The following is a 25203-nucleotide window of genomic DNA, read 5'->3' as shown; positions in this document are numbered from 1 at the left end:
TACCCTTCGTTGCCATGAGCGTCGCGATACCGCCGGGGCCGGCAGCCACGGCCACCAGGTGGCGCATCGGCTGGCCCCGACGCGTCTTCTCCCAGGTCCTGCTGATGCAGCTGGCCATCGCCACGGGTGTCACCGTGCTCGCGACCGGCCTCTTCCTCGCACCGCTCAGCGACCACCTCGACGACCAGGCCATGCGCCGTGCCCTCGCCATCGCCCAGACCACGGCTGCCGAGCCCCGGATGGCCGACGCGCTCCAGCACACCCGGCCCACCCCCGGCGGGCCGGTGCAGACCGAGGCGGAACGCATCCGCCGGGCGACCGGCGCCGAGTATGTCGTGATCATGGATCGGCGCGGGGTGCGCTGGTCCCACACCTCCCCGGACGAGATCGGGAAGCATGTCTCCACCGACCCCACCGAGGCCCTCGAGGGCCGGGAGGTCATGGAGATCGACGACGGCACCCTCGGCCGGTCGGCCCGCGGCAAGGTGCCCCTGCGCGCCGGGGACGGCCACATCGTGGGCGCCGTCTCCGTGGGCATCTCCTACGAGAGCGTGCGCGCCCGGCTCGTCGCCGCGGTCCCGGAGATGCTCGCCTACGCGGGCGGCGCGCTCGCGGTCGGCGCCCTGGCCGCGTACGTGGTCTCCCGCCGGCTCCAGCGACGCACCCATGACCTGGCCTTCTCCGATATCTCGGCGCTGCTGGCCGAACGCGAGGCGATGCTGCACGGGATCCGGGAGGGTGTCGTCGCCCTCGACGCCCACGGCCGCATCCGCCTGATCAACGACGAGGCCCAGCGGCTGCTGGATCTGCGCCCCGAGGACACCGGGCAGCCCCTGGAGGCGGTGCTGTCCCCGGGCCGTACGACCGATGTGCTGTCCGGGCGGGTCACCGGCGCCGATCTGCTGGCCGTCAGCGGTGGCCGGGTGCTGGTCGCCAACCGGATGCCGACGGACGACGGCGGAGCGGTGGTCACCCTGCGTGACCGCACCGAGCTGGAGCGACTGGGCCGCGAGCTGGACGGCACCCGGGGGCTGATCGATGCCCTGCGGGCCCAAGATCATGAGCACGCCAACCGGATGCACACTCTCCTCGGCCTGATCGAACTCGAACTGCACGACGAGGCGATGGAGTTCATCACCGAGGCGATCGGGGTGCACCGGGCCACCGCCGAGCAGGTCACCGAGCGGGTGCACGATCCGCTGCTGGCCTCCCTGCTGGTCGGCAAGGCCACGGTCGCCACCGAACGCGGCGTCTCGCTGTCCGTCGCCGAGGACAGCCTGCTGCCCGACCGGCTGGTGGACCCTCCGGGGGTGGTGACGATCGTCGGCAATCTCATCGACAACGCCCTGGACGCGGCGGTCGGTTCGCCGGAGCCTCGGGTCGAGGTGGAGCTGTGTGCCGACGACCGTACGGTGCTGCTGCGGGTCTCCGACACCGGCCCCGGGATCCCCGCCGACCGGCGCGACGTGGTCTTCACCGAGGGCTGGTCGACCAAGGAGCCGCCCGCGCACGGCAAGCGCGGCATAGGGCTCGCGCTGGTCCGCCGGCTCGCCGAACGCCAGGGCGGCAGCGTCCGCGTATCCGACCGCGAGGGCGGGGGCGCGGAGTTCACCGTCGTCCTCCCCGAGGCGCTGGCCGAACAGCCGGCCGGGGCGCCGCTGACCGCGACAGGAGAGCCACGATGACCCTTGGAACCGGACCGGGCGGGCCCCTGGAGGTGCTGGTCGTGGACGACGACGTCCGGGTGGCCCGGGTCAACGCCGCCTACGTCGGCAAGGTGGCCGGATTCCGCGTCGCCGGGCAGGCGCACACCGCCGCCGAGGCGCTGGCCTTCCTGGAGGACGCCCAGGGCGCCCACGTCGACCTGGTGCTGCTCGACCACTATCTGCCGGATGAGACGGGGCTGTCGCTGGTGCGGCGGCTGCGGCAGCTCGGCCACCACACCGACATCATCATGGTGACCGCGGCCCGCGACATCGCGACCGTCCAGGCGGCGATGCGCCATGGCGCGCTCCAGTACCTGGTCAAGCCGTTCACCTTCGCGGGGCTGCGGGCCAAGCTGGAGGGGTACGCGGCGCTGCGCCGCGCCCTGGTGGGCGACGGCGAGGCCGGGCAGGACCAGGTGGACCGGATCTTCGGCGCCCTGGGCGGCGCCTCGGCCGGCCCCGCCGAGCTGCCCAAGGGCCATTCGGCGCTCACCGCCGATCTCGTACGGGAGGTGCTGCGGGGCGCCGAGGGCCCGCTGTCGGCGCAGGAGGTGGCCGAGCGCTCCTCGCTCAGCAGACAGACCGCACAGCGCTATCTGAAGCTGCTGGAGCGCACGGGCCGGGTGCGGCTCAGCCTCAAATACGGCGAGACCGGCCGCCCCGAGCACCGCTACGACTGGGTCTGAGCCCTTCCCCGCCTCAGGCCGCGCCCGCCCCGGTGAGGGCCCGCACCTCCGTCTCGGCGTGCCTGGCGACATGGGCGGGGGCGTCCGCGGGGTCGGGTGAGGTGACCGTCCCGAGCCAGCCCGCGAGGAACCCCAGGGGCACCGAGACCAGCCCCGGGTTCTGGAGCGGGAAGAGGTGGAAGTCCACCCCGGAGAAGATCGCGTCCGGGCCGCCGGAGACCACCGGGGACAGCACCACCAGCGCCACCGCCGGAAGCAGCCCCCCGTAGACCGACCAGACCGCGCCGCGCGCGGTGAACCGCCGCCAGAACAGCGAGTACAGCAGCACCGGAAGGTTCGCCGACGCGGCGGCGGCGAACGCGAGCCCCACCAGGAACGCCACATTGAGGTCCTCGGCGAGCAGCCCAAGACCGATCGCGGCCGCCCCGATCCCGACCGCCGCGATCCGCGCGACCGCCACCTCGCCGCGCGGGGTGCGGCCCGCCCGCCTGCTCAGCGAGGTGCAGAGGTCATGGGCGACCGAGGCCGAGGAGGCGAGGGTGATCCCGGCGACCACGGCCAGGATGGTGGCGAAGGCGATCGCGGCGACGACCGCGAACAGCACCGTGCCGCCGGTCGATCCGGCGCCGCCGCCGAGGTCGAGCGCGAGCAGCGGAACTGCCGTGTTCCCGGCCGCGTTGGAGGTCCGTACGGCATCTGTGCCCAGCACGGCGGCCGCGCCGAAGCCGAGCACGATCGTCATCAGGTAGAAGCCGCCGATCAGTCCGATGGACCAGATCACCGAGCGGCGGGCGGCACGGGCGGTGGGCACGGTGTAGAAGCGCGAGAGGATGTGCGGCAGCCCGGCGGTGCCCAGCACCAGGGCGAGGCCGAGGCTCACGAAGTCCAGCCGAGCGGTCCAGTCGCCGCCGTACTTGAGCCCTGGGGCGAGGAAGTCCACGCCGTGGCCGCTGTTGCGCGCGGCAGCGCTGAGCAGGGCGTCGAGATCGCCGCGGAAGCGGACGAGGACCAAGGCGGTCAGCGCGATCGCCGCGCCCATCAGCAGCACGGCCTTCACGATCTGGATCCAGGTCGTGGCGCGCATCCCGCCGAGCGCCACGAAGACCACCATCAGGGTCCCCACGCCGATCACCGCCCATGCGCGGGCACGGCCGCCGGTCTCCCCGAGCAGCAGGGCGACCAGACTGCCCGCGCCGACCATCTGGGCCACCAGATAGAGCACACAGACCGTGACCGAGGAGATGCCCGCGGCGATCCGGACCCGGCGCTCCCGCATCCGCGCGGCCAGCACATCGGCCAACGTGAACCGGCCGCAGTTGCGGACCAGTTCGGCCACCAGCAACAGGACCACCAGCCAGGCCACGAAGAAGCCCACGCAGTAGAGCACCCCGTCATAGCCGAAGAGCGCGATCAGGCCGGAGATCCCGAGGAAGGACGCCGCGGACATGTAGTCACCGGCGATGGCGAAGCCGTTCTCCATCGGGGAGAACAGCCGCCCGCCCGCGTAGAACTCCTCCGGCGAGCCGTGCCGCCGGCGCCCCGCCCAGGTGGTGATGGTCAAGGTGGCCGCCACGAAGACGCCGAAGAGCAGCAGCGCCAGGCTCCGCTGTTCGCCGGTCACCGCCCGTGCCCCCGCATCATCTCCTGCGTCACCCAGCGCAGTTCGAGCGCGACGCGGTCCCGGCGCAGCCGTGCGTGCCGGGCGTACGCCCAGGTCAGCAGGAAGGTGGTGGCGAACTGCGCGAGCCCCGCGACCATCGCCACATTGAGCGTGCCCACGACCGGGCGGGCCATCAGCCGGGGTGCGGTGGTGGCCGCGACGACATACGCGAGGTACCAGATGAGGAACGCGGCGGTCACCGGGAACACGAACCGGCGATAGCGGCGGCGCACCTCCTGGAAGGCGGCGCTGCCGTGCACCTCCGTGTAGACCGCCTGGGCGGCGGGCGGACGCGCGCGCCTGGGTTCGCCGTCCGTGTCGTCCGCCTCACCCCAGCCGGACGCGAGCGCGTCGTACCACGGGTCCTCCAGCCGCGCCGCTCCCGTGTCGCGCGCCTTGTGCATGTCCACCCCGAACACTCCTTGTTCACTGCGGCATTCGCCGCGTGACCAAGGATGTGCAGATCAGAAAGATCCAGAGCCCTTCAATACCGGACCTTCACCCCATCAGGTGACTCAGGTGATGAACGGCCCGGAAACGGCGCTACGGGAGCGGGCAGCGCGGGGAAACGCCGAGCGGGGTCCCCGGGTGGGAGACCCCGCCGGACCGGCCCCTGCCGAGGGGCCGGGCGTCAGACGTCGATGCGCGACCGGTCCAGGGTCGCCGCCGAGTTGGTGATGAACTCCTTACGGGGCGCGACCTCATTGCCCATGAGCAGGTCGAAAGCGCGCTCGGCCGCCTCCAGGTCGCTGATGTTGATGCGCCGTAGGGTGCGGTGGCGCGGGTCCATCGTGGTCTCCGCGAGCTGGTCGGCGTCCATCTCGCCGAGACCCTTGTAGCGCTGGATGCCGTCCTTGTAGCGGACCTCCCGGCGCTGGAGGTCCAGCAGGGTCTCCTGGAGCTCCTGGTCGGAGTAGGTGTAGAGGTACTTGCTCTGCCCCCGCTTGGGGTTCACCAGCTCCACCCGGTGCAGCGGCGGCACCGCCGAGAAGACCCGTCCCTGCTCGACCATCGGCCGCATATAACGCTGGAAGAGGGTCAGCAGCAGACAGCGGATGTGGGCGCCGTCGACATCGGCGTCGGCGAGGAAGATCACCTTGCCGTAGCGCGCCTGGTCGATGTCGAAGGTCCGGCCCGATCCGGCCCCTATCACCTGGATGATCGCGCCGCACTCGGCGTTCTTGAGCATGTCGGAGATCGACGACTTCTGCACATTGAGGATCTTGCCGCGGATCGGCAGCAGCGCCTGGAACTCGGAGTTCCGGGCCAGCTTGGCCGTGCCCAGCGCCGAGTCTCCCTCGACGATGAACAGCTCGCTGCGGGCCACGTCGTCGCTGCGGCAGTCGGCCAGCTTCGCGGGCAGCGAGGAGGACTCCAGCGCGGTCTTACGGCGCTGCGCCTCCTTGTGCTGACGGGCCGCGATACGCGTACGGGCCGCGGCCACGACCTTCTCCAGGACGGCGCGGGCCTGCTGCTTGGCATCCCGCTTGGAGGAGGTCAGGAACGCCTTGAGCTCCTTGGAGACCACATTGGCCACGACGCGGGAGGCGGCCGAGGTGCCCAGCACCTCCTTGGTCTGACCCTCGAACTGCGGCTCCGCCAGCCTTACGGTCACCACCGCCGTCAGGCCCTCCATGGCGTCGTCCTTGACGACGTCGTCCTCGGCGACCCGCAGCAGCTTGGCGGCGCGCAGCGCCTCGTTCACGGTCCTGGTGATCGAGCGCTCGAAGCCGGAGACATGGGTGCCGCCCTTGGGGGTGGCGATGATGTTGACGAAGGACTTGACCGTCGCGTCGTAGCCGGTGCCCCAGCGCAGCGCGATGTCGACGCCCAAGTCACGCGTGACCTCGGTCGGGGTCATATGGCCGCGCTCGTCGAGGACCGGCACGGTCTCCTTGAAGGTGCCCTGCCCGGACAGCCGCAGCACATCGCAGACGGCCTTGTCCTGGGCGAGGTACTCACAGAACTCGCTGATCCCCCCGTCGTAGCGGAAGGTCTCCTCGACCGGCCCCTCCTGCCCCTCCAGGCCCCGCTCGTCCCGGACCACCAGGGTGAGCCCCGGCACCAGGAACGCGGTCTGCCGGGCGCGCGCGTACAGCGTCTCCACGGAGAGCTTGGCGTCCTTGAGGAAGATCTGGCGGTCCGCCCAGTAGCGGATGCGGGTGCCGGTGCGGGTCTTGGGGACCCTCTTGCCCTTGAGGACGCCACTGGACGGGTCGAACGGGGCGTCCGGCCCGGATTCGGTGAAGATCCCGGGGACGCCGCGGCGGAAGCTGATCGAGTGGGTCTTGCCGTGGAGGTCCACCTCCACGTCGAGACGGGCGGACAGCGCGTTCACCACGGAGGCGCCGACGCCGTGCAGACCGCCGGAGGCCGCGTACGCGCCGCCGCCGAACTTTCCGCCGGCGTGCAGCTTGGTCATCACGACCTCGACGCCGGACAGCCCCGTCTTGGGCTCGACGTCCACCGGGATTCCCCGGCCGTTGTCCCGCACCTCCACGGACCCGTCCTCGTGGAGGATCACCTCGATGTGATCGCAGAAGCCCCCCAGGGCCTCGTCCACCGAGTTGTCGATGATCTCCCAGAGGCAGTGCATGAGACCACGGCTGTCGGTGGAGCCGATGTACATGCCGGGGCGCTTGCGCACCGCCTCGAGCCCCTCGAGGACGAGAAGGTGCCGCGCGGTGTAGTTACCGCCGCCCCGGTCTGCTCCGGTCAGCAGCGCAGTGGACGGCACGGACGTGTCGGCGGTCACGCGGTTCGCTCCTCGCTGAATTTCTGGTTGGCCCAACTGTGGGCACGATGGTGGCATGGTCGCCCGTCAGAGCGTACCGAGGCTTGATAGAGCCTTTGTGCCGCCACCCGTTGAAACGTCCATGCTAGTCGCACCGGGCACCGTTTCGCTCGTACGTTCGATACTTCACGGCGGTGCCGCACACATCACGTTCCCTTTCAGGCATGAACCATTTAGGCTCCGGGCACGTCCTCATTCACAACCGGCAACCCGGCCGGGAGGGCAAACCAGACAATCGACGCGAAGCATCAAAGCTAGGCAATACGGCTCATTCGCCGCCAAACGTCACCATCCGGCCTACTCAGAAGCAACTTTTGGGAAAAAGCCACGAGCGGGAACGATTTCAGGCTGGTTGGATGTTGACCCTGGTACGACAGCTCGTCGAGCTAGAGAAGAGGCGACGTGACTACTGTTCTGACCCCCGCGAGCCCGTTGACGGCCGCTGACCGCTGCGATCGCTGCGGCGCCCAGGCGTACCTGCGCGTCGTGCTGATCAGCGGTGGTGAACTGCTCTTCTGTGCCCACCACGGGCGCAAGTTCGAGCCGGAACTCAAGAAGATCGCCGCGGAAATACAGGACGAGACCGAGCGACTCACGGCCGTTCCGGCGTCCGCGTCCGAAGACGAACGCTGACGCCTCATACCCACGACGACGAGCGACGCCGGCCCAGGGCCGGATTCCGGGCGGTCTGCCCCCTCAGCGGGGCGGCCGCCCACGCTCGTATCGTGGGTCCTTCCGCACTTTCGGCATGGCCCAGGAGTCCTTCGACTTGATCCAGGGGTAGTCTTCGGGCATGGCCCAAGGGCCCTGCGGAGCTCGCTCCGGGGCCCCTTCCGGGCCCTTCCACAGGCGTCCCCGGGCTCCGCGTCAGTCATGGGCGGCCACCAGCCCGGCCACCGAAGAGATCCTCGTGTAGACGCCGGGCCGCCCGGCCACGGCGCATCCACTCCCCCAGGACACCAGCCCCACCAGCCGCCCCCGGACCACCAGAGGCCCTCCGCTGTCCCCCTGACAGGCGTCCCGGCCCCCGTCCGGCAGCCCCGCGCAGACCATGGAGCGCGGGTCGTAGTCCCCCTCGGCATTGCCCGGATAGGCGCTCTCACAGACGCTGTCGGCCAGCACCCGGACCGTGGCGGTGCGCAGCGACGAGGCATAGGTGCCATCGCCCTCCGTATCGCCCCAGCCGTACACCGCGGCCCGTTCACCCGGCCGGTACGCCTGGTCACCGGCGCCCGCCATGCGGACGGTGTAGGCCGCGGGCACCGCGACCCCTAGGGTGAGCACCGCGATGTCCCCGGCCCGGTTGTCGCCCTCGTACGCCGGATTGACCCACACCCGCGCGAGCGGGTACTCCATCCCGTCCTTCTTCCGCAGGTCGTTACGGCCGATGATCACTTTCAGGTCCCGCACCTCCCGCCAGTCCTTGCCGAGCACCCCACGGCTCAGACAGTGGGCCGCCGTGACGACCGTTGTGGGGCCTACCATCGCCCCGCCGCAGAACTGGCCCGACCTCTGCTCCCCGAAGAGCGCACGGCTGGCCACGGCCACCGCCCAGGGCGCCTCGACCGTACGGGCCGGATGCCCGCCGATCACCACCCGATCGGCCGTCGCCGGGGCGGGCGCGGTGATCACTATCGCGAGCGCGGCGGCCAGCGGCACCGCCAGGGCGACGAGGAGCGAGCGGGACGACCTAGGCATGCGGCCTCCTGACCATACGGAGCAAGACGCACACTCAGCGTTACCCCCTCTGTCGCGAAGCGCATCCCGAGTGGGCCAAGCGGGGAACACGGCGCCGGAGGACTTGGCACCGCACCTGGCGACAGCAGCGCGAAGGCCGGGCTCCCTGGGAGGGGGCCCGGCCTTCGCGCCGTATCGCTTCCGCCGTAAGGCGGCTATGAAGCGGCGGTCCGCATCAGTCCAGGTAGTCGCGGAGAACCTGGGAGCGGGACGGGTGGCGCAGCTTCGACATCGTCTTGGACTCGATCTGACGGATGCGCTCACGCGTCACGCCGTAGACCTTGCCGATCTCGTCGAGGGTCTTCGGCTGACCGTCGGTGAGGCCGAAGCGCATCGAGACCACGCCCGCCTCGCGCTCGCTGAGCGTGTCGAGCACGGAGTGCAGCTGCTCCTGGAGCAGGGTGAAGCTGACCGCGTCGGCCGGGACGACCGCCTCGGAGTCCTCGATGAGGTCACCGAACTCGCTGTCGCCGTCCTCGCCCAGCGGGGTGTGCAGCGAGATCGGCTCACGGCCGTACTTCTGGACCTCGATGACCTTCTCGGGGGTCATGTCGAGCTCCTTGGCCAGCTCCTCCGGCGTGGGCTCACGGCCCAGGTCCTGGAGCATCTGGCGCTGGACGCGCGCCAGCTTGTTGATGACCTCGACCATGTGCACCGGAATACGGATGGTGCGGGCCTGGTCGGCCATGGCTCGGGTGATCGCCTGACGGATCCACCAGGTGGCATACGTGGAGAACTTGTAGCCCTTGGTGTAGTCGAACTTCTCGACCGCGCGGATCAGACCGAGGTTGCCCTCCTGGATGAGGTCCAGGAAGAGCATGCCGCGGCCCGTGTAGCGCTTGGCCAGCGAGACCACCAGACGGAGGTTGGCCTCCAGGAGGTGGTTCTTGGCGCGGCGGCCGTCCTCGGCGATGATCTCCAGCTCACGCTTGAGCTTGGGGGCCAGCTTGTCGGAGTTGGCGAGCTTGTCCTCGGCGAACAGACCGGCCTCGATGCGCTTGGCGAGCTCGACCTCCTGCTCGGCGTTGAGCAGCGGGACCTTGCCGATTTGCTTGAGGTAGTCCTTGACCGGGTCGGCGGTGGCACCGGCCGCGGCGACCTGCTGCGCGGGGGCGTCGTCCTCGTCCTCGTCGGAGAGCACGAAGCCCGCGTTCTCCGGCTCGGCCTCGGCGCCCTCGGGGCCGGGCTTGCCCGGCGCCTCCTCGATGACCTCCTCGCCCTCGAGGAGCTCGTCGGTGACGTCCTTCTTGGCGGTGGTCTTCTTCGCGACCGTCTTCTTCGCGGCGGCGGCGGTCTTCTTGGCGACCGTCTTCTTGGCCACGGTCTTCTTGGCGGCGGCCTTCTTCGCGGGGGCGGCCGCGGCCTCGCCGACCGGGGCAGCGCCCGGGTCCGCGGTGGGGGCGGCCGGGGCGGCGGGGGTCTTCTTGGCGGCGACCGTCTTGGCCGCGACAGTCTTGGTGGCGGTGCGCTTCGCCGGGCTCTTCGCTGCGACGCTCTTACGGGTGCGCTTGGGCGCCTCTGCGGCACTGACCATCAGCGTCACACCCTCCTCGTCGAGGATCTGGTTGAGGCTGCGCAGTACGTTCTTCCACTGGGTTGGCGGAATCTGGTCAGCCTCGAAGGCCCGGCGCACATCGTCGCCGGCGATCTGCCCCTCAGCCTTTCCCCGCTCGATGAGCGCCATGACAGACTCCGACTCGGCGATCTCCGGCGGGAGCGTACGGGATGTGCTGGCCGACACGAACAACCTCTCGGAACGTTGGAAACGGCTTCCGGCTCAGTCCGCTGGGGACCGGAGCCGACGACCGCCGGCAAGGATGAACCGACGGCGCGGGCGGAGTGCGGAGGAGTACAGCGTTTTGAGCGACATCCGTATTCCCTCCGCGGCTGCCACCTCTTTAATCATCGCGCTGCCCCAAAGAGCGTTACGCCCAATACTCGTGGCCCGAGTCACACCCCATAACGGTCTTAATGCCCATCCAACGGGACAGAAAACTCCCAGTCGCGCACCTATGGGAGCCACACGGCGCCGATCGATCAGATCGCGCCGCGCCGCCGAACCCGCGACACGGGATCCGGCGACGCCCTCTCGTACGCCGTACGGCATTCATCGGGCCGGAATTCGCGCCTGTTGACTCCGCCTTGCCGTACGTCGTACACCGCACGCTCCGGAAGCCCGGCGATCCGGGCGACCGGACGCGCCGCGGCTCAGTGCTCGCGCGGCGCGGGCACCCCGACCTCGGCGTGATCGAGATCCGGGTGGACGGTCAGCAGCTGGCGCATCGCCGCCTCGGCCGCCACGGCGTCACCCTCGCCGACCGCCTCGATGATCCTGCGGTGGTGGGCGACCCCCGCCTCGGTGAGGCGGTCGCAGCCGGAGACCGGGGCCCCGGAGACATGGAGCGCGGCGGCGACGATGCCCGCCAGGTGCTCCAGCATCCGGTTGCCCCCGACCTGGAGCAGCAGCGCGTGGAACTCGGCGTCGGCGCGGGAGAAGGTGAGGGCGTCACCCTGGGTCAGCGCATGGCCCATGATCTCGACCATGTCGCCGAGCCGCTGCTGCACCTCCTCGCGGCCGTGCCCGGCGGCGAGGCGGGCGGCCAGCGGCTCGATGGTCCAGCGCAGCTCGCACAGCTCACGGCGCTGGTCGTCGCGCTGCGGACCGAAGGCGCGCCACTCGATGATGTCCGGATCGAGCAGGTTCCAGTCGCTGACCGGGCGGACCCGGGTGCCCACATTGGGGCGGGCGCTGACCAGGCCCTTGGCCTCGAGGACGCGCAGCGATTCCCGTACGACGGTGCGGGAGACCTCGAAGCGCTGCCCGATCTCCTCGGGGACGAGCGGACGGTCCGCGCCCAGGTCGCCGGAGACGATCATCTGGCCCAGCTGCTGAACGAGTTGGCCGTGCAGCCCGCGGCCCCGGTTGCCGGCCGCGCGTCGGCCCACCCGGCCGATCTCCGCCTCGGTTCCGTCCCAGGAGGAGGGGGCGCTGCCGCGGTCGGCGCCGGGGGCTTCGGCGTAGGAGTAGCGGTCAAGCTCGCCCGAACCGGCCAGGCCGGAGTCGGCGGGGCGAGCCGCGGTCATCGTGGTGTGCGCAAGGGTACTCACGCATCCTTTGTCGGCGACGCCTCGGAAGCCCTTGAGGTCTTTGGTGAAAAGCACACGAAAGGGTGATCGCCCATTACCTCATAATTGACGCTCAATCGGACAGAAAGAAGCACCCTTCGGGGAGTTGCGAGCAGTTCGCGCGATGGCTGTGCGAATCCGCTTCGGGCCTGATCCACTGGCTTGACCCACTGGCCTGATCCACTGGCCCGGGGGCGGTGGCTGGGCGGCTTCCGGACCGAGCGGGCTGCGAGGTGGGGGGTGCGTCGGAGCGGGCGGGCTGGTGGTCGACGGGGCGGGCGGGCGCGCCCGGCGCGGGGCGAGCGCTACTGGTGGGTGCTTGGCGGGTGCTACTGGCAGGTGCTACTGGCGGGTGCTCTTGCCGCGCAGACCGGTGAGGGCGTAGGCGCACAGCAGGACGGCCACCGACAACATCAGCGCCTGTCCGACCGGTTGGGACGCGAGCCGCAGCACGACCGCAAGCCCTCGGTCGATCATGGAGGGCGACCGGTCCAGCGTCGTCGCGCGCAGCCGGTGCGGCAGCATGACCAGCGAACGCAGCGACGGGTCCTGCGCCGCGCGCTGGACGACGGGCACCGCGAGGATCGGCACGGCGAGCAGGGTGGCCAGCCCGAGCGCGGTGGAACGGAAGACTCCGGCGGCGAGCAGCCCGGCCCATGACGAGCCGATGGTCAGGCCGAAGACGCCGACCACCAGCGCGGGCCAGTCGCCCGGCAGCGGTACCGCGTTGCCGCCCACAAGCAGCAGGAGCGCCGCGCTGTCGAGCACGATGACGCCGAGCGACAGCAGGACGGCACCGGCCGCGCAGACCGCGAATTTGGCGGCCAGCAGCCCGAGTCGGCGGGGCACGGCGTCCCGGGCCGCGGCCAGTGCCGGAAAGCGGAACTCGTCGCCGAAGGCGAGGGCGCCCAGAAGACCGGCCGCGATGGCGACGGGCGGCAGCGGGAGATCGGCGGGCCAGCCGGTGAGCCGGTGCAGCTCCCCGGTGTCACCGGCGCGGGCGAGCAGCACGGAGGCGAGGAGCGAGGCCACGATGGAGGCGACGCCGATCAGCCAGCCGGTCCTCACTCCGGTGGCGCGGCGCGCCTCGTAGCGCATCGGCCAGGCGGGGCCGGGGAAGCGGAGCTTGGGGAGCAGCCGCAGCGGGGGCGCCTCCGGGTCGCGGGCGCGGACGGCCGCGGGAGTCCCGGGGCCCAGGTCGGCGGTCTCCTCGACCAGCCGGTGGACCACGATGCCGTGGCGGTAGGCGGTCTCCCCGACCGATGCGGGGGACAGACCGTAGACGGAGATGTGGGTGTCGTCGTCCCGCACCACGGAGAACGGGTCGGCGGGCGCGGCGACCGGCTCCTCCTCGGGCTCGGTCCCGGCTCCGATCCCGGTCCCGGCGGCGGCCCCGGCCCCGACCCGCGCCTGGACCGCTTCGGCACCGACCGCTTCGGCAGCGCGGGCGGGGATGGAGGCGGGAGCGGGGGCAGGGGCGGAGGCAGCCTTGTCCGCCGGGTTCGCCGCGTCTGCTTTGTCCGCCGTGCCGCTGGCCGCCATGCCGCTGGCCGCCGCATCGTTGGCCGCTGTGTCGCTGGCCGCGGCTTCCGCGGTGGCCTTCTTCGCCACGGCCGCGGCGGAGCCCCGAGCGGCGAACTGGGCCATCCTGACCTTGCGCCAGAGCGCCCTCTTCCTGGCCTTGGGCCCGGCGCTCTCGGCCTTGACGACGTCGCCCCCGTCCGTCATGTCGGGCTGGGCCGTGTCGGCCTCGGCGATCTCGGTCTTGGCCGCGAGCTCGGCTGCCGCCCGCGCCTCCTCCGCCGCCTGGGCCTCGGCCAACTGCCGGGCGGCCTCGACCTCCTCCTCCAGGACGGCGGCGAGACGGCCGACGAGCGGCGAGTGGACGACGACACGGGGGCGCAGCCGGGTGCGGGCGAACTCGTCCACCGGCTGATCGGCCACCAGCCGCCCCGATTCCAGGGTGAGCACCTGGTCCGCGAGGCGGATCACGCCCTCGGCGTCCTCGGTGGCGACGAGGACGGCGCCGCCTTGAGCGGCGAATTGACGCAGCAGCCCGTACAGCCAGGCGGTCTCCCGCGCCGACAGACCCCGTGCGGGCTCGTCGAGGACCAGGGTGTGCGGGTCCCCGAGCAGCGCGGTGGCGATCCCGAGACGACGCTCCGCCCCGGTGGACAGATCGCCGAGACGCTCGTCCGCCAGATCGGTGAGGCCAACCACATCGAGCACGACATCGGCGCGTGCGGCAGCCACCCCGGCCGCGGCACCGAGCATCCTCAGATGCCCCCGCACGGTGCGGCCCGGGTGACCGGGGACGTCCTCGAGGAGAACGCCGATCTCATGAGCCGGGCGCCGGATGCGGTGCAGGGGGCGGCCCCGGAAGAAGGCGGAGCCATGGCCCCGGTCGAGCTGTAGCAGAAGCCGCAGCGCGGTGGTCTTGCCCGCGCCGGGGCCGCCGAGCAGTGCGGTGACCCGGCCCGCCGGGGCCTCGAAGGTGAGGTCGTCGACAACGGGCGGATGGTTGCGGCGGGGGGTGCTGGTCAGTCCGGTGGCCTGGATCATGGCTTCTCCCGCGGGGCATGGAACCGCTCGATGGCACGTGGGGACTGGTGGCGTACCGGAGAACGGTAACCCGCTATGTCCTATTTCGTCAGGACATAGCATTCCCGGGGAGTCGTCGTGTCATGGCCCGTCACACCTCGGGACGAAGCATGGGCGGATTGAGCAGCGTCGCACCTCCGGCCCGGAACAGCTGGGCGGGGCGGCCGCCCTGACGGGTCGTCGTACCACCGGTGGGCACCAGGAAGCCCGGGGTGCCGGTGACCTTGCGATGGAAGTTGCGCGGGTCCAGGGCCACGCCCCACACCGCCTCGTACACCCGGCGCAGCTCGCCGACCGTGAACTCCTGCGGGCAGAAGGCGGTGGCCAGCGAGGAGTACTCGATCTTGGAGCGGGCGCGCTCGACCCCGTCCGCGAGGATGCGGGCATGGTCGAAGGCGAGCGGGGCGGCCAGATCGCTGTCCCGCCCGAAGGCCCCGTCCTGTTCGAGCAGCGACTCGACCGGCGCCCAGCGCACGCTGTGCGCGTCACCCCCGGCCCGGGGAGCGGGCAGATCGGGCGCCAGCGCGAGATGCGCCACGCTGACCACGCGCATCCGGGGGTCCCGCTTCGGATCGCCGTAGGTGGCGAGCTGCTCGAGGTGGGCCGCGTTGGGCGGAACCGGAAGCGTGGGGTCATGGGCGAGCAGCCCGGTCTCCTCGGCCAACTCCCTGGCAGCGGCGGCAGAGAGATCCTCATCGGGTCGCACGAAACCGCCGGGCAGCGCCCACCGACCCTTGAAGGGCGGCTCCCCGCGGCGAACGGCCAGCGCACACAGTGAATGCCGCCGCACGGTGAGCACGACCAGATCAACGGTGACGGCGAATGCCGGGAAAGCCGACGGGTCGTAGGGCATGACGCGATCATAGTCGTCTGCCTGACGATAATCAGGCTCTTGAGCATGATCACCGATGTTCGTGAAATCGCTCTCTCAAGCGCTCGCCTGCGCGATTCCCACACCCCCTTCCGAATCTCCGAGCCGCCCACGCGGGCGGACCACCACCCCCAACCCACCGGCCACCCGGACCGCCGCGCCTCGGCAGCTCCTCTCACCGTCCACTGTCCGCCCCTGGCGCCGGACCTCAGCACACCCCTGCCGCCCACCGGCCGCCCCCGGGCCGCCGTGTGTCGTAGGCCGGAGCCGTCCAGCGGATCGGTACCCCCGCCCCCGCAACCGCCCCAGGCCCCCGCCCAGGGCTCCCCCGGCCCGGCCGGGTCAGCGGCGGCTGCGCGTGCTCCGGCCGCCGATGCGGCGCCGGGTGCGTGGCCGCCCTTCCGGGCGGCGCCTGCCACCCGGGGTGCTCGACCCCGCCGAGCCGCTCCCGTCGCCCGGGCCCGCCGCCCCGCTCGACCGCTCCCGCGCCGACTGCCCCCTCTGGTCTTCCGCCTCTCCCGGTTCCTCCGCCTCGTCCGACTCCTCCGCCTCCGCGCGGGCGGCCGATTCGGCGGACTCAGCCGACCTGACCGCTCCGGCCGTCTCCATGCCCGTTTCGGCCGGGGCTCCGGCCACCCCCGGCGACTCGGCGGCAGCCAAGTCGCCGCGGCGCTCCAGTTCCGCGTGCACCGCGGCGTGCAGGGCACGGTCGGCGCGGTCGGCCGGGTCGGAGCGCTCGGAGTCCTCCCGGCGCAGACATTGCCGCAGCAGCTTCGGATGGACCCCCTCATTGCACGCCTGGTGCAACAACCTCGCGAAGAGGTAGTCGGGATCGACTCGCAGGGCACGCCCGAGCGCCACCCGTGCCATCAGCTCATCACCCGCCGACCAGGCAACCCACCCCGCCAGGGTCAGCGGCGCCGCCGCATGCTCCCCGTAGGAGCCGACACAGCGCCGGGCCAGCGCGCGCCACAGCCGGAGCGCCGCGTCGGCGTCCGCTTCCTCCATCCAGCCGGCCACCCGGTCCCGGGTCCGCCGGTCCTGCAACCCAATGATCATCGCGGCCGCCTCCTGGTCGTCGAGCAGGCCGTCATCGCGGAGGTCAGCCGCACAGGCGTCGGCGACCGGCGGCGCGGCCTGGAACGTATCCAGCATCCGGCCCACCAGACCGAGGGTTTGCGCACGCACCGTCACGGAGCCGGCGCCGTCCAGAATCCTCGGCACAAGATCGGCCCCGGCCGTATCCAGCGCCCGCTCCTGCCCATCGGCCCGAGGCGCCCCGAGCGGGGCGAGCCTGGCCTCCATCTCGCGCAGCGAGCCGCGCACCTGGACTCCCGCGAACGTCGCCGCCGCGGCCATGACCGACGTGCCGGGCAGTGCGAGCGGAACGCCTTCGGGCGGACAGCAGCGCCGGTCGGGGCAGACATACGACCAGAACCGGCCGCCGGAGATGCACAGCGCCTCGAACACCGGCACCTCCAACCCGCCGCATGCGACGCGCAGCCGCTGAGAGAGGGGCCGCAGCCGCTCCATCACCTCCAGCGCGGACTCGCCCTCGGCCGGCTCCTGGCACAGGAACAGAACGACTCCGTCCGGCCGCACGCCCCGCCGCTCGCTGCCGTTGATCAGGCATTCGGCGAGCTGGTCGCAGACCTCGGGCCACTCCTCCGGGACCCGGGGAATGCCGAGCCTCAGCCTGCCGCCGAACCGACCGCGTGCGCCGTGCAGCGCGATCATCACGATGCTGTCGTCCGGCTGGAAGCCCAGGACATAGGGGAGGGCATCGGCGAGCTCGGCCGGACTGCGGAGGGTGACCTGCTCTTCGCCGGGCAGACCGGCCGCTTCGTTGTGTCGAGTCATGGCCCGACGGTCCCTCAGCCCAGCCGACCCCGCCACCCCTGTGGATAACGTTATCCACAGGCTGCCGGGGGTGTTGGCGCGATGTCGGCGGGATCGGGTTGCATGGGGGCATGAGCGACGAAGAACTGCGCCTCTCGGCCGACCGCGTCCTGGCCCGCCTCGTCGGGGACACCACCGGCTCCGCCCGGCTCCGGGAGGATCAATGGCGGGCGATCGAGGCGCTCGTCGCCGAGCGCCGCCGGGCGCTGGTCGTGCAGCGCACCGGCTGGGGCAAGTCGGCGGTGTATTTCGTCGCCACCGCGCTGCTGCGCGAGCGCGGCAGCGGTCCGACCGTGATCGTCTCCCCGCTGCTCGCGCTGATGCGCAACCAGGTCGAGGCCGCCGCGCGCGCCGGTATCCAGGCTCGAACGATCAATTCCGCGAACACCGAGGAGTGGGACACCATCCAGGCGGAGGTGGCCGCGGGCGAGGTGGATGTGCTGCTGGTGAGCCCGGAGCGGCTCAACAACCCCGACTTCCGCGACCAGGTGCTGCCCCAGCTCGCCGCCGCCACCGGCCTGCTGGTCGTCGACGAGGCACACTGCATCTCCGACTGGGGCCATGACTTCCGGCCCGACTACCGCAGGCTGCGCACCATGCTCACCGATCTGCCCCAGGGTGTGCCCGTGCTCGCCACCACCGCGACTGCGAACGCGCGGGTCACCGCGGATGTGGCCGAGCAACTGGGCACGGGCGAAGGAGCTGGGCGGGCGCTGGTGCTGCGCGGCCCGCTGGACCGGGAGAGCCTGCGGCTGGGCGTGCTGCCGCTGCCGGACGCCGCGCATCGGCTCGCCTGGCTCGCCGACCACCTCGATGAGCTGCCGGGCTCCGGGATCATCTACACCCTCACCGTGGCCGCGGCCGAGGAGGTGACCGCGTTCCTGCGACAGCGCGGCCACACCGTCGCCTCCTACACCGGCAAGACGGAGAACGCGGATCGCCAGCAGGCCGAGGAGGATCTGCTGGCCAACCGGGTCAAGGCGCTGGTCGCCACCTCAGCGCTGGGCATGGGTTTCGACAAGCCGGACCTCGGCTTCGTGGTGCATCTCGGTTCGCCGTCCTCCCCCATCGCCTACTACCAGCAGGTCGGGCGCGCCGGGCGCGGTGTGGAACACGCCGAGGTGCTGCTCCTGCCCGGTCGTGAGGACGAGGCGATCTGGCGGTATTTCGCCTCGCTCGCCTTCCCGCCCGAGGAGCAGGTGCGCCGCACGCTCGACGTGCTCGCGTCGTCGGACCGGCCGGTGTCGCTGCCCGCGCTCGAGCCCCAGGTCGAGCTGCGGCGGTCGCGTCTGGAGATCATGCTCAAGGTGCTCGACGTGGACGGCGCGGTGCGGCGGGTGCGCGGCGGCTGGACCGCCACCGGGCAGGCCTGGGCGTATGACGCGGAGCGGTATGCGTGGGTGGCGCGCCAGCGGGAGACCGAGCAGCAGGCCATGCGGGAGTACGCCACCACGGCCGACTGCCGGATGGAGTTCCTGCGGCGGCAGCTGGACGACGAGAAGGCGGCGCCCTGTGGCCGCTGTGACAACTGCGCGGGGGCGCGGTTCACCACCGAGGTGTCCGCCGCCGCGCTGGACGCGGCGCGCGGTGAGCTGGGGCGGCCCGGTGTCGAGGTGGAGCCGCGCCGTATGTGGCCGACCGGGCTGCCCGCGGTGGGCGTCGAGCTCAAGGGCCGCATTCCGGCGGGTGAGCAGGCCGCTCCGGGCCGGGCCCTGGGCCGTCTGTCCGACATCGGCTGGGGAAACCGGCTGCGGCCGCTGCTGGCCCCCCAGAACCCGGACGCCCCGGTGCCCGACGATGTGGCCGGTGCGGTGGTGACCGTGCTCGCCGACTGGGCCAAGGGCCCCGGCGGCTGGGCCTCGGGCGCGCCGGACGCCCCGGACCGCCCGGTGGGCGTGGTCACGATCGCCTCGCGCACCCGCCCACAGCTGATCGGGTCACTCGGCGAACGGATCGCCACCGTTGGCCGGTTGCCCCTACTCGGAAGCGTCGCGTACCACGACGGCGAGATCGACACCCGGGTGCCGCGCACCAACAGCGCCCAACGGCTGCGGGCGCTGCACGGCGCGCTGACCGTGCCGCCCCCGCTGGCCGCGGCCCTTGCCGAGGCGGGTGGACCGGTGCTGCTGGTGGACGACCTGGCGGACACCGGCTGGACCTTGGCCGTCGCCTCCCGGCTGCTCCGCCGGGCCGGGGCGGCCGGGGTGTTTCCGCTGGTCCTGGCCGTGCAGGGATAGAGGCGGCCGCGGTTGCGACGGGGCGCGAAGCGGCGAGGAATATAGAACGCACATCCCGCTAAAACGGTCAGCGGTGCCGACTGTGCATTGCCGCACGCGGGCAGTACCGCGAGAATTGTGAGCAGCTCCCCCGCCCCCGGTCCGGCCGTGGTACCGACGGGGCTGTGTCGTGGCCTGCGCCCGTGCCCGACCCTTCGCACGGACCGTGGGCGCAGACGAAGGGAGGACCGTGACCTTCGGCTTCGTTCCGCCACCGGCCGCCGATTCCGCTTCCCGAGCCGGCCGGATGCTCCAGCCCGCCGAGTGGGCGGCAGCGGGAATCCCGTTGCTGCGCAATCCGCGCGAGGTGGTCACCGGACTGCACATCCGCCATCTGCCGACGCCCTCGACCGCCGTCGTCGCGGTCCTCGATCCGGAGGAACGGCTCGCGGCGAGCGCCTCGTTCGTCCGCCGCGGCGCTGCCGCCGTCGACGGCTGGGACTTCCGGAACGCGCTGCTGGCGCAGTTGCGCCGGGTGATCCCGCACGATCTGCGACGCCGCACACCGATCCGCACCGCCGTGCTGCTCTACTGCCGCGAGGGCGAGAGCCGGTGGACGGAGGAGGACGGCGCCTGGATGTGGGGGCTGCGCGACGCCTGCACCCTGCACGGCCTGCGCTGCGGTGCGTACATCACGCTGACCCACGACGGATGGCGGGTCCTCGGTGAGGGGCGGGGCGGCCGTCGGCCGCACTCCGCTTCGCTGCCTGCCGAACTGGGCGTGGCCGTCGAGGGCGACGGCGACGCCAAGGCGCTGCCGCGGCCCCACCTGGGAGGGCGGCGCAAGGCACTGAGCCACCCCGCCGCCGTCTGACCGGTCGCGGGCCGCACGGCCACCGGCCGTCCGGACGCCGGACAGCTCCGCCACGGGGGACAGAGACCGCCGGACACCGGGCGTTCGGGGACGTGCGGCCTCAGGCGCCCGAACCGATGAGGGTGTTGATGCGCTCCGGATCGCCGCAGACGATCAACAGCGTCCCGGCACGGCCCATCGCCTTGGGCAGCGCGCGGGCCACGGCGTCGTCCACACCACCGTTGACGGCGACGACCACGACCGGACGGTCCTTGAGACGGTCGGCGTCCGCGCCGGCGTAGAAGACATCGTCTCCGGCGTCGTGCTGCGCCCAGTAGGACGCCTCGCCGAAGGACAACTCATGTGCCGCCCACGGATGCTGCTCCCCGGTGGTCAGCACCAGGATCTCACCAGGGGGCCGACCGGAATCCAGCAGCAGGTCGACCGCCTCGTCCGCCGCGTCCAGGGCGCCGTCCACCGTGGCGGGGATCAGCTGGATCTGGGGCGTGGCCTTCGTGGCGGCGGGTGCGGTCTTGGCAGCCGAAGCCGCCGGAGCGGTCGGCACGGGCTTCGTCGCATCACTCGTGGTGCGCTGCGACTGAGCCGACGAGGTTCCGGCGGAGCCACGGTTGGGACCGGGGCTTCCGGGCCGCCGCGGTGCGGGCCGGGGGCCGGGACCAGGGACAGGACGAGGGGTCGGCGCGGTACGGCCTGCGGCCGGTGTCGCGCGGGGACCCGGGACACTCTCGTGAATCTGAGGCTCCTCGGGGATGAGAGGCATGGGCTGATGTCTATCAAACGTCGGTGCGAGTCGCATCGGCGGGTGGCGGTTTCGACCGCTTGGTCTGCTCAGAAGTCGAAGCCGAGTTGGCCTTCGTCCTCCAGCCCGACCGGTTCGGATGTGCTGCGGAACCGCTTCAGGTGCCGCCAGCGGGGCAGCCCGTCCATATAGGCCCAGGACAGCCGGTGGTGGGGCGTGGGCCCCAGTTCCCGCAGGGCGGCACGGTGTGTGGGGGACGGATATCCGGCGTTGTCCCCGAAGCAGAAGTCCGTGTGCTCGACTCCCAGTTCGGCCATCATCGCATCCCGGTGAACCTTGGCGATCACCGAGGCGGCGGCGACGGACACACAGGACTGATCGCCCTTGATGACCGTACGAACCGTCCAGGGACCGCCGAGGTAGTCGTACTTCCCGTCCAGGATCACCGCATCCGGCCGGACCGGCAGCGCGTCCAGCGCACGCGTGGCGGCGAGCCGGAGGGCGGCCGTCATCCCCAGGTCGTCGATCTCCTCGGGAGAGGAGTGACCCAGGGCGTGTGCGGTGACCCAGGAGTCCAACTCCAGGGCCAGGGCCGTGCGCTTCTTGGGACTCAGCAGCTTGGAGTCGGTGAGCCCGGTCGGCGGACGGCGCAGACCGGTGACCGCCGCGCAGACCGTCACCGGACCGGCCCATGCCCCGCGCCCGACTTCGTCGATACCAACGACGATCTTGGCTCCCGTCGTGGCTCGGAGCGAGCGCTCGACACTGTGGGTGGGCGGTTCATAGGCCATGGCGAGGACAACCTTACGCCGGTCTTACCTGCGTTCGGAACCCGGATCCCCAGCAGTGATCACCGGCCGCCGCCGACGGTCGCCGCCCTGGGGCTCCGGGTCCGTTTCCACCCAACATGGCTCGGCACAAGGGCGGTTCGAAGGATGGGGCAAACCGGACGGCGCACCGCATCACGCCCATACGAAAGGTCAGTCGGCACCCGCCGGGACCCACTCCGGCAACGCCTCGGTGCGATCCAGCCAGTCGGCGGGCGGCGCACCGGCGGCCTCGGACGCGATCACTCCCCCGACGATGGCGCAGGTGGTGTCCACATCTCCGCCGGCCGAGGCCGTCCTCCAGAACGCCTCCTCGAAGGAACCCAGGTGGCGAGCGGCCGCCCACAGGGCGAACGGCACCGTGTCGTGGGCGCTGGTGCGGCGGCCGCAGCCGAGCACCGCGGCGACGGTCCCGGCGTCCGCGTAGTCGAGCATGTCGCGGGCGCGGCGCAGCCCGGCCTGGACGGCGCTGCGCGGCACCACGTCGACCACCCGGTCCAGCAGTTCCCCGGGCCCGCCGTGGCCCGCCGGATCGGCCACCAGCGCCGCGGCCGCGGCCACCGCCATGGCTCCCGCCACCGCCTCGCGGTGCTGATGCGTGGTGTACGCCGAGATCTCCGCCTGATGCGTGGCCTGCTCCACATCGCCCGCGTACCAGGCGCCCAGCGGGGCGATCCGCATGGCGGCGCCGTTGCCCCACGAACCCTGCCCCTGGAACAGTCCGGCGGCCAGGTCACGCCAGTCGCCGCCCTCCCTGATCAGGCGGAGCATCCGGTTCACGGCGGGGCCGTAGCCCCGGTCGAAGTCATGGTGGTCGGCGAAGGACCGGGCGAGATCGTCCTGGTCGATCCGGCCGTGGGTCACCAGGACGGCCAGGATCGAACAGGCCATCTCGGAGTCGTCGGTCCACTGCCAGGGGGTGGGCGGCAGCTCGCGGCGCTTGAGGTGGGGATAGTTGGCAGGGACGAAGAACTGGGAGCCGAGGGCGTCGCCCACGGCCAGCCCGCGCAGGCTCCGCAGAGCCCGGTGGAAACGGTCAGCGGTCATCGCTGCGCACTCTAACCGGTATGGCCGTAGGGCTTGGGGGCGCACCAGTGCTCGAAGGGCCGGTCGAGGTGGTAACGCCCGTCGGAGCCGAGCAGCAGCGTCCGCATCTCGCCGTTGCCGGGGTTCGACAGCGACTCGAATTCGGCGACGCTCCAGTGCAGCCACCGCATGCAGAACAGCCGCATGGTCATTCCATGGGTCACCAGCAGGACGTTCGGCGGATGTGCCGGGTCCTGGAAACTGCGCCACAGGCTGTCCAGGAAGGCGTCCACCCGGTCGTAGACGTCGGCGCCCGACTCACCCTGTGCGAACCGGTAGAAGAAGTGCCCGTAGGCGTCGCGGTACGCCTTCTGCTTCCGCACGTCCTCGCGGTCCTGCCAGTTCCCCCAGTCCTGCTCCCGCAGCCGCGGCTCCTCCCTGATCCGGGTGCGGGAGGGGTCGAGATCGAGCAGTTTCAGGGTCTGGTGGGTGCGGCGGTACGGCGACACATAGATCGACACGTGCTCGTCGCCGAAGGCGGCGCGCAGCCGCTCACCTGCCTCCTGGGCCTGCCGACGGCCGGTCTCGGTCAACTTCAGAGCATGGTCGGGCACGGTTTCGTACACCGAGTCATCGACATTCCCCTCCGATTCTCCGTGCCGTAGGAGGACGATGCGCCGGGGTCGTGCCATGGCGCCACCCTAGATCGAGCCCGTGGCCGACGCCTCGCGCCCCTCCTCGGCCAGGGGCCGGCCTCCTCGTATCTCACGGCGCCGCCCGGTGAAGCGACTGCGCAGCAGCCGGTCGTGCGAGACCACCACCAGCGCCCCGGTCCACTGGGCCAGCGCCTCCTCCAGTTCCTCCACCAGGCCGAGGGCGAGATGGTTGGTCGGCTCGTCGAGCAGCAGCAGATCGGCGGGGCGGGCCAGCAGCCGGGCGAGGGCAAGCCGACGGCGCTGGCCCGCGGAGAGCGACCCCACCGGGACGTGGAGGGCATCCGGGCGGAACAGCCCGTACGACAGCAGCAGGTCGGCCTGCTCCTCCGGTGTCCCCGGCAGCCCCCGGCCGAAGGCCGACAGCAGTCGCTCCCGGGGCCGGGCAACCGGTATCTCCTGGGCGAGGTAGCCGATCCTGCCCCGGCGGGCCACCCGGCCGGCCTCGGGTTTCTCCACCCCGGCCATGACCCGCAGCAACGTGGATTTTCCCGCGCCGTTGGCACCGTGGACGAGGAGCCTGTCTCCGGCCGCCACCGTGAGCCGGTCGACCGCCAGCCGCTCCCCCACGCGGACATCGTGAAGATCGATGAGCGGACCGTCCGTCGTGCCCGCGGCGGGGAGCGCCGAGAACCGCAGCGGCGCCGGTGGGCGCGGCACCGGATCCTCCTGGAGTCTGCGCAGCCTCTCCCGCGCGTTCCGCACCCTGCTGGACACCGAGGACTGCACACGCCCCCGGTCCCGGTCGTAGGCCATCTTGTTGCCGTCCTTCATGCCGCGGCCGGGGGCGACCCGCCGGGCGACGGTGGTGGCGGCCTCGGCGAGCGCGGCCGTCTCCGCGCACCACTCCTCGTACGCCTGCTCCCAGCGGCGGCGCGCGGCGGTCTGCTCGGCGACGAATCCGCCGTACCCCCCGCCGTACCGCGCCAGGGTGCGCCGGTCGGCGTCCACCTCGACGATCGCGGTCGCCACCCGCTCCAGGAAGACCCGGTCGTGGGAGACCGCGAGGACGGTGCCGTGATGCGCCCGGAGCGCCTCCTCCAGCCAGCCGAGCGCCGTGCCGTCGAGGTGGTTCGTCGGCTCGTCCAGCAGCATCACCTCGGGGGCGGCCGCGATCAGCCAGGCGAGCCCGAGCCGGGCCTGCTCACCGCCCGACAGGCTGCCCAGCCGCCGCTCGTACCCGATGCCGCCGAGCCCCAGGCCGTGCAGGGCCTTCTCCACCCGGGCATCCGCCTCATAGCCGCCGCGGGCCTCGAACGCGGTGAGCAGATCGCCGTACGCGACGAGCGCGTCGGGGGCGTCAGGGGCGTCGCCGCCGAGCTCCGCCTCCAGCTCGCGCAGCCCGCGCTCCATGGCGCGCATCTCGGCGAGGGCGGTGTCCACCGCGTCGCGCACCGTATGGTCCGGCGGCAGCTCGGGGGTCTGGCCGAGGTGTGCGACGCCACCGTCGGCCACCGTCACCACGGCGCCGTCGTCCGGTGCCTCGCGCCCGGCCAGCAGCCGCAGCAGCGTGGACTTACCGGCCCCGTTCTCCCCCACGACGCCGATCCGCTCCCCGGGCCGCACCGCGAAGGACACGTCGTCGAGCAGCAGCCGGTCACCCCGGGACAGCGTGACGCCTCGCAGCGAGATCTGAGTGGGCAAGGGCACACCTCCGAGCACGCGAGCGGCCACCCGGACCGCACACTCCAAACACAACTAAAGTTGCGTTACCCTCAGCATGGCACA

The 25203-nt window shown here is 71.9% G+C and carries 19 protein-coding genes; 5 read left to right on the top strand and 14 right to left on the bottom strand.

What is annotated here, in order from left to right:
- Window positions 1-14 precede the first annotated feature (14 nt).
- The gene (locus ACJX2R_RS36780; RefSeq protein ID WP_413103595.1) at window positions 15-1685 is read left to right on the top strand and encodes an ATP-binding protein; all 1671 of its coding nucleotides are present in this window, start codon (window positions 15-17) and stop codon (window positions 1683-1685) included.
- Window positions 1682-2392, top strand: a complete 711-nt coding sequence (locus tag ACJX2R_RS36775) for a response regulator (RefSeq protein WP_413103594.1) — start codon at window positions 1682-1684, stop codon at window positions 2390-2392. Before ACJX2R_RS36780 ends, ACJX2R_RS36775 begins: the two co-directional genes overlap by 4 nt.
- A 13-nt stretch (window positions 2393-2405) precedes the next feature.
- Here the strand turns inward: ACJX2R_RS36775 and ACJX2R_RS36770 are convergent, their stop codons facing one another.
- The 3 genes from ACJX2R_RS36770 to ACJX2R_RS36760 all read right to left on the bottom strand — a co-directional run bounded on the left by ACJX2R_RS36770 (window position 2406) and on the right by ACJX2R_RS36760 (window position 6807).
- Window positions 2406-4013, bottom strand: coding sequence for a cation acetate symporter (locus ACJX2R_RS36770; protein WP_413103593.1), 1608 nt, complete (start codon window positions 4011-4013; stop codon window positions 2406-2408).
- Entirely contained in the window at window positions 4010-4462 is a 453-nt protein-coding gene (locus ACJX2R_RS36765; RefSeq protein WP_262702801.1) for a DUF485 domain-containing protein, read from the bottom strand. Before ACJX2R_RS36765 ends, ACJX2R_RS36770 begins: the two co-directional genes overlap by 4 nt.
- A gap of 221 nt (window positions 4463-4683) precedes the next feature.
- Window positions 4684-6807 carry a DNA gyrase/topoisomerase IV subunit B gene (locus ACJX2R_RS36760; RefSeq protein WP_413103592.1) on the bottom strand — a complete coding sequence of 708 codons (2124 nt, stop codon included), beginning with the start codon at window positions 6805-6807 and terminating at the stop codon, window positions 4684-4686.
- Between the two features lie 441 nt (window positions 6808-7248).
- Between ACJX2R_RS36760 and ACJX2R_RS36755 the strand changes: the two genes are divergently transcribed.
- Entirely contained in the window at window positions 7249-7479 is a 231-nt protein-coding gene (locus ACJX2R_RS36755; protein ID WP_037964812.1) for a hypothetical protein, read from the top strand.
- A 234-nt stretch (window positions 7480-7713) separates the two neighbouring features.
- Here ACJX2R_RS36755 and ACJX2R_RS36750 read toward each other — a convergent pair whose 3' ends face one another.
- From ACJX2R_RS36750 to ACJX2R_RS36725, 6 genes are all read right to left on the bottom strand, one after another.
- Window positions 7714-8544, bottom strand: a complete 831-nt coding sequence (locus ACJX2R_RS36750; RefSeq protein WP_413103591.1) for a S1 family peptidase — start codon at window positions 8542-8544, stop codon at window positions 7714-7716.
- Window positions 8545-8758: 214 nt separating this feature from the next.
- Window positions 8759-10324, bottom strand: coding sequence for an RNA polymerase sigma factor (locus ACJX2R_RS36745; RefSeq protein WP_413103590.1), 1566 nt, complete (start codon window positions 10322-10324; stop codon window positions 8759-8761).
- A 467-nt stretch (window positions 10325-10791) separates the two neighbouring features.
- Window positions 10792-11745: a FadR/GntR family transcriptional regulator gene (locus tag ACJX2R_RS36740; RefSeq protein WP_413103589.1), complete on the bottom strand. Its 954-nt coding sequence runs from the start codon at window positions 11743-11745 to the stop codon at window positions 10792-10794.
- A gap of 306 nt (window positions 11746-12051) precedes the next feature.
- Window positions 12052-14271 (bottom strand): ATP-binding cassette domain-containing protein, encoded by a 2220-nt coding sequence (locus tag ACJX2R_RS36735; RefSeq protein WP_413103588.1) that lies wholly within the window; start codon window positions 14269-14271, stop codon window positions 12052-12054.
- 130 nt (window positions 14272-14401) lie between these two features.
- Window positions 14402-15163, bottom strand: a complete 762-nt coding sequence (locus tag ACJX2R_RS36730) for an NUDIX hydrolase (protein WP_413103587.1) — start codon at window positions 15161-15163, stop codon at window positions 14402-14404.
- A gap of 360 nt (window positions 15164-15523) precedes the next feature.
- Window positions 15524-17041 (bottom strand): DUF4192 domain-containing protein, encoded by a 1518-nt coding sequence (locus tag ACJX2R_RS36725; protein WP_413103586.1) that lies wholly within the window; start codon window positions 17039-17041, stop codon window positions 15524-15526.
- 110 nt (window positions 17042-17151) lie between these two features.
- Here ACJX2R_RS36725 and ACJX2R_RS36720 point away from each other — a divergent pair, with 110 nt between their 5' ends.
- Window positions 17152-19317: a RecQ family ATP-dependent DNA helicase gene (locus ACJX2R_RS36720; RefSeq protein WP_413103585.1), complete on the top strand. Its 2166-nt coding sequence runs from the start codon at window positions 17152-17154 to the stop codon at window positions 19315-19317.
- Between the two features lie 229 nt (window positions 19318-19546).
- Window positions 19547-20170 (top strand): hypothetical protein, encoded by a 624-nt coding sequence (locus ACJX2R_RS36715; RefSeq protein WP_262702810.1) that lies wholly within the window; start codon window positions 19547-19549, stop codon window positions 20168-20170.
- Window positions 20171-20270: 100 nt separating this feature from the next.
- Here ACJX2R_RS36715 and ACJX2R_RS36710 read toward each other — a convergent pair whose 3' ends face one another.
- The 5 genes from ACJX2R_RS36710 to abc-f form a co-directional block, all read right to left on the bottom strand.
- Entirely contained in the window at window positions 20271-20930 is a 660-nt protein-coding gene (locus tag ACJX2R_RS36710; protein WP_413103584.1) for a hypothetical protein, read from the bottom strand.
- Window positions 20931-20998: 68 nt separating this feature from the next.
- A complete protein-coding gene (locus tag ACJX2R_RS36705) occupies window positions 20999-21700 on the bottom strand; it encodes a ribonuclease HII (protein ID WP_262702812.1) in 702 nt (233 codons plus the stop codon).
- A gap of 189 nt (window positions 21701-21889) precedes the next feature.
- Window positions 21890-22783, bottom strand: coding sequence for an ADP-ribosylglycohydrolase family protein (locus ACJX2R_RS36700; protein WP_413103583.1), 894 nt, complete (start codon window positions 22781-22783; stop codon window positions 21890-21892).
- Window positions 22784-22794: 11 nt separating this feature from the next.
- Complete coding sequence (locus tag ACJX2R_RS36695) at window positions 22795-23454, bottom strand: histidine phosphatase family protein (RefSeq protein WP_413103582.1); 660 nt, start codon at window positions 23452-23454, stop codon at window positions 22795-22797.
- Window positions 23455-23463: 9 nt separating this feature from the next.
- The gene (gene abc-f / locus ACJX2R_RS36690) at window positions 23464-25119 is read right to left on the bottom strand and encodes a ribosomal protection-like ABC-F family protein (protein WP_413103581.1); all 1656 of its coding nucleotides are present in this window, start codon (window positions 25117-25119) and stop codon (window positions 23464-23466) included.
- Between the last annotated feature and the right edge of the window lie 84 nt (window positions 25120-25203).

This window comes from Streptomyces sp. Inha503, assembly GCF_047215865.1.
Classification (GTDB): domain Bacteria; phylum Actinomycetota; class Actinomycetes; order Streptomycetales; family Streptomycetaceae; genus Streptomyces; species Streptomyces lycopersici.
Note: the sequence above shows the minus strand (reverse complement) of the source record. Positions and strands in the feature narration are given on the sequence as shown.

What these genes read in the sequence shown, in the direction of transcription:
- ACJX2R_RS36705 (WP_262702812.1), bottom strand. Translation starts at nt 21,700, where the DNA reads ATGGCCTATGAACCGCCCACCCACAGTGTCGAGCGCTCGCTCCGAGCC.
- ACJX2R_RS36700 (WP_413103583.1), bottom strand. Translation starts at nt 22,783, where the DNA reads ATGACCGCTGACCGTTTCCACCGGGCTCTGCGGAGCCTGCGCGGGCTG.
- ACJX2R_RS36695 (WP_413103582.1), bottom strand. Translation starts at nt 23,454, where the DNA reads ATGGCACGACCCCGGCGCATCGTCCTCCTACGGCACGGAGAATCGGAG.
- ACJX2R_RS36720 (WP_413103585.1), top strand. Translation starts at nt 17,152, where the DNA reads ATGAGCGACGAAGAACTGCGCCTCTCGGCCGACCGCGTCCTGGCCCGC.
- ACJX2R_RS36730 (WP_413103587.1), bottom strand. Translation starts at nt 15,163, where the DNA reads ATGCCCTACGACCCGTCGGCTTTCCCGGCATTCGCCGTCACCGTTGAT.
- ACJX2R_RS36750 (WP_413103591.1), bottom strand. Translation starts at nt 8,544, where the DNA reads ATGCCTAGGTCGTCCCGCTCGCTCCTCGTCGCCCTGGCGGTGCCGCTG.
- ACJX2R_RS36735 (WP_413103588.1), bottom strand. Translation starts at nt 14,271, where the DNA reads ATGATCCAGGCCACCGGACTGACCAGCACCCCCCGCCGCAACCATCCG.
- ACJX2R_RS36780 (WP_413103595.1), top strand. Translation starts at nt 15, where the DNA reads ATGAGCGTCGCGATACCGCCGGGGCCGGCAGCCACGGCCACCAGGTGG.
- ACJX2R_RS36725 (WP_413103586.1), bottom strand. Translation starts at nt 17,041, where the DNA reads ATGACTCGACACAACGAAGCGGCCGGTCTGCCCGGCGAAGAGCAGGTC.
- ACJX2R_RS36710 (WP_413103584.1), bottom strand. Translation starts at nt 20,930, where the DNA reads ATGCCTCTCATCCCCGAGGAGCCTCAGATTCACGAGAGTGTCCCGGGT.
- ACJX2R_RS36775 (WP_413103594.1), top strand. Translation starts at nt 1,682, where the DNA reads ATGACCCTTGGAACCGGACCGGGCGGGCCCCTGGAGGTGCTGGTCGTG.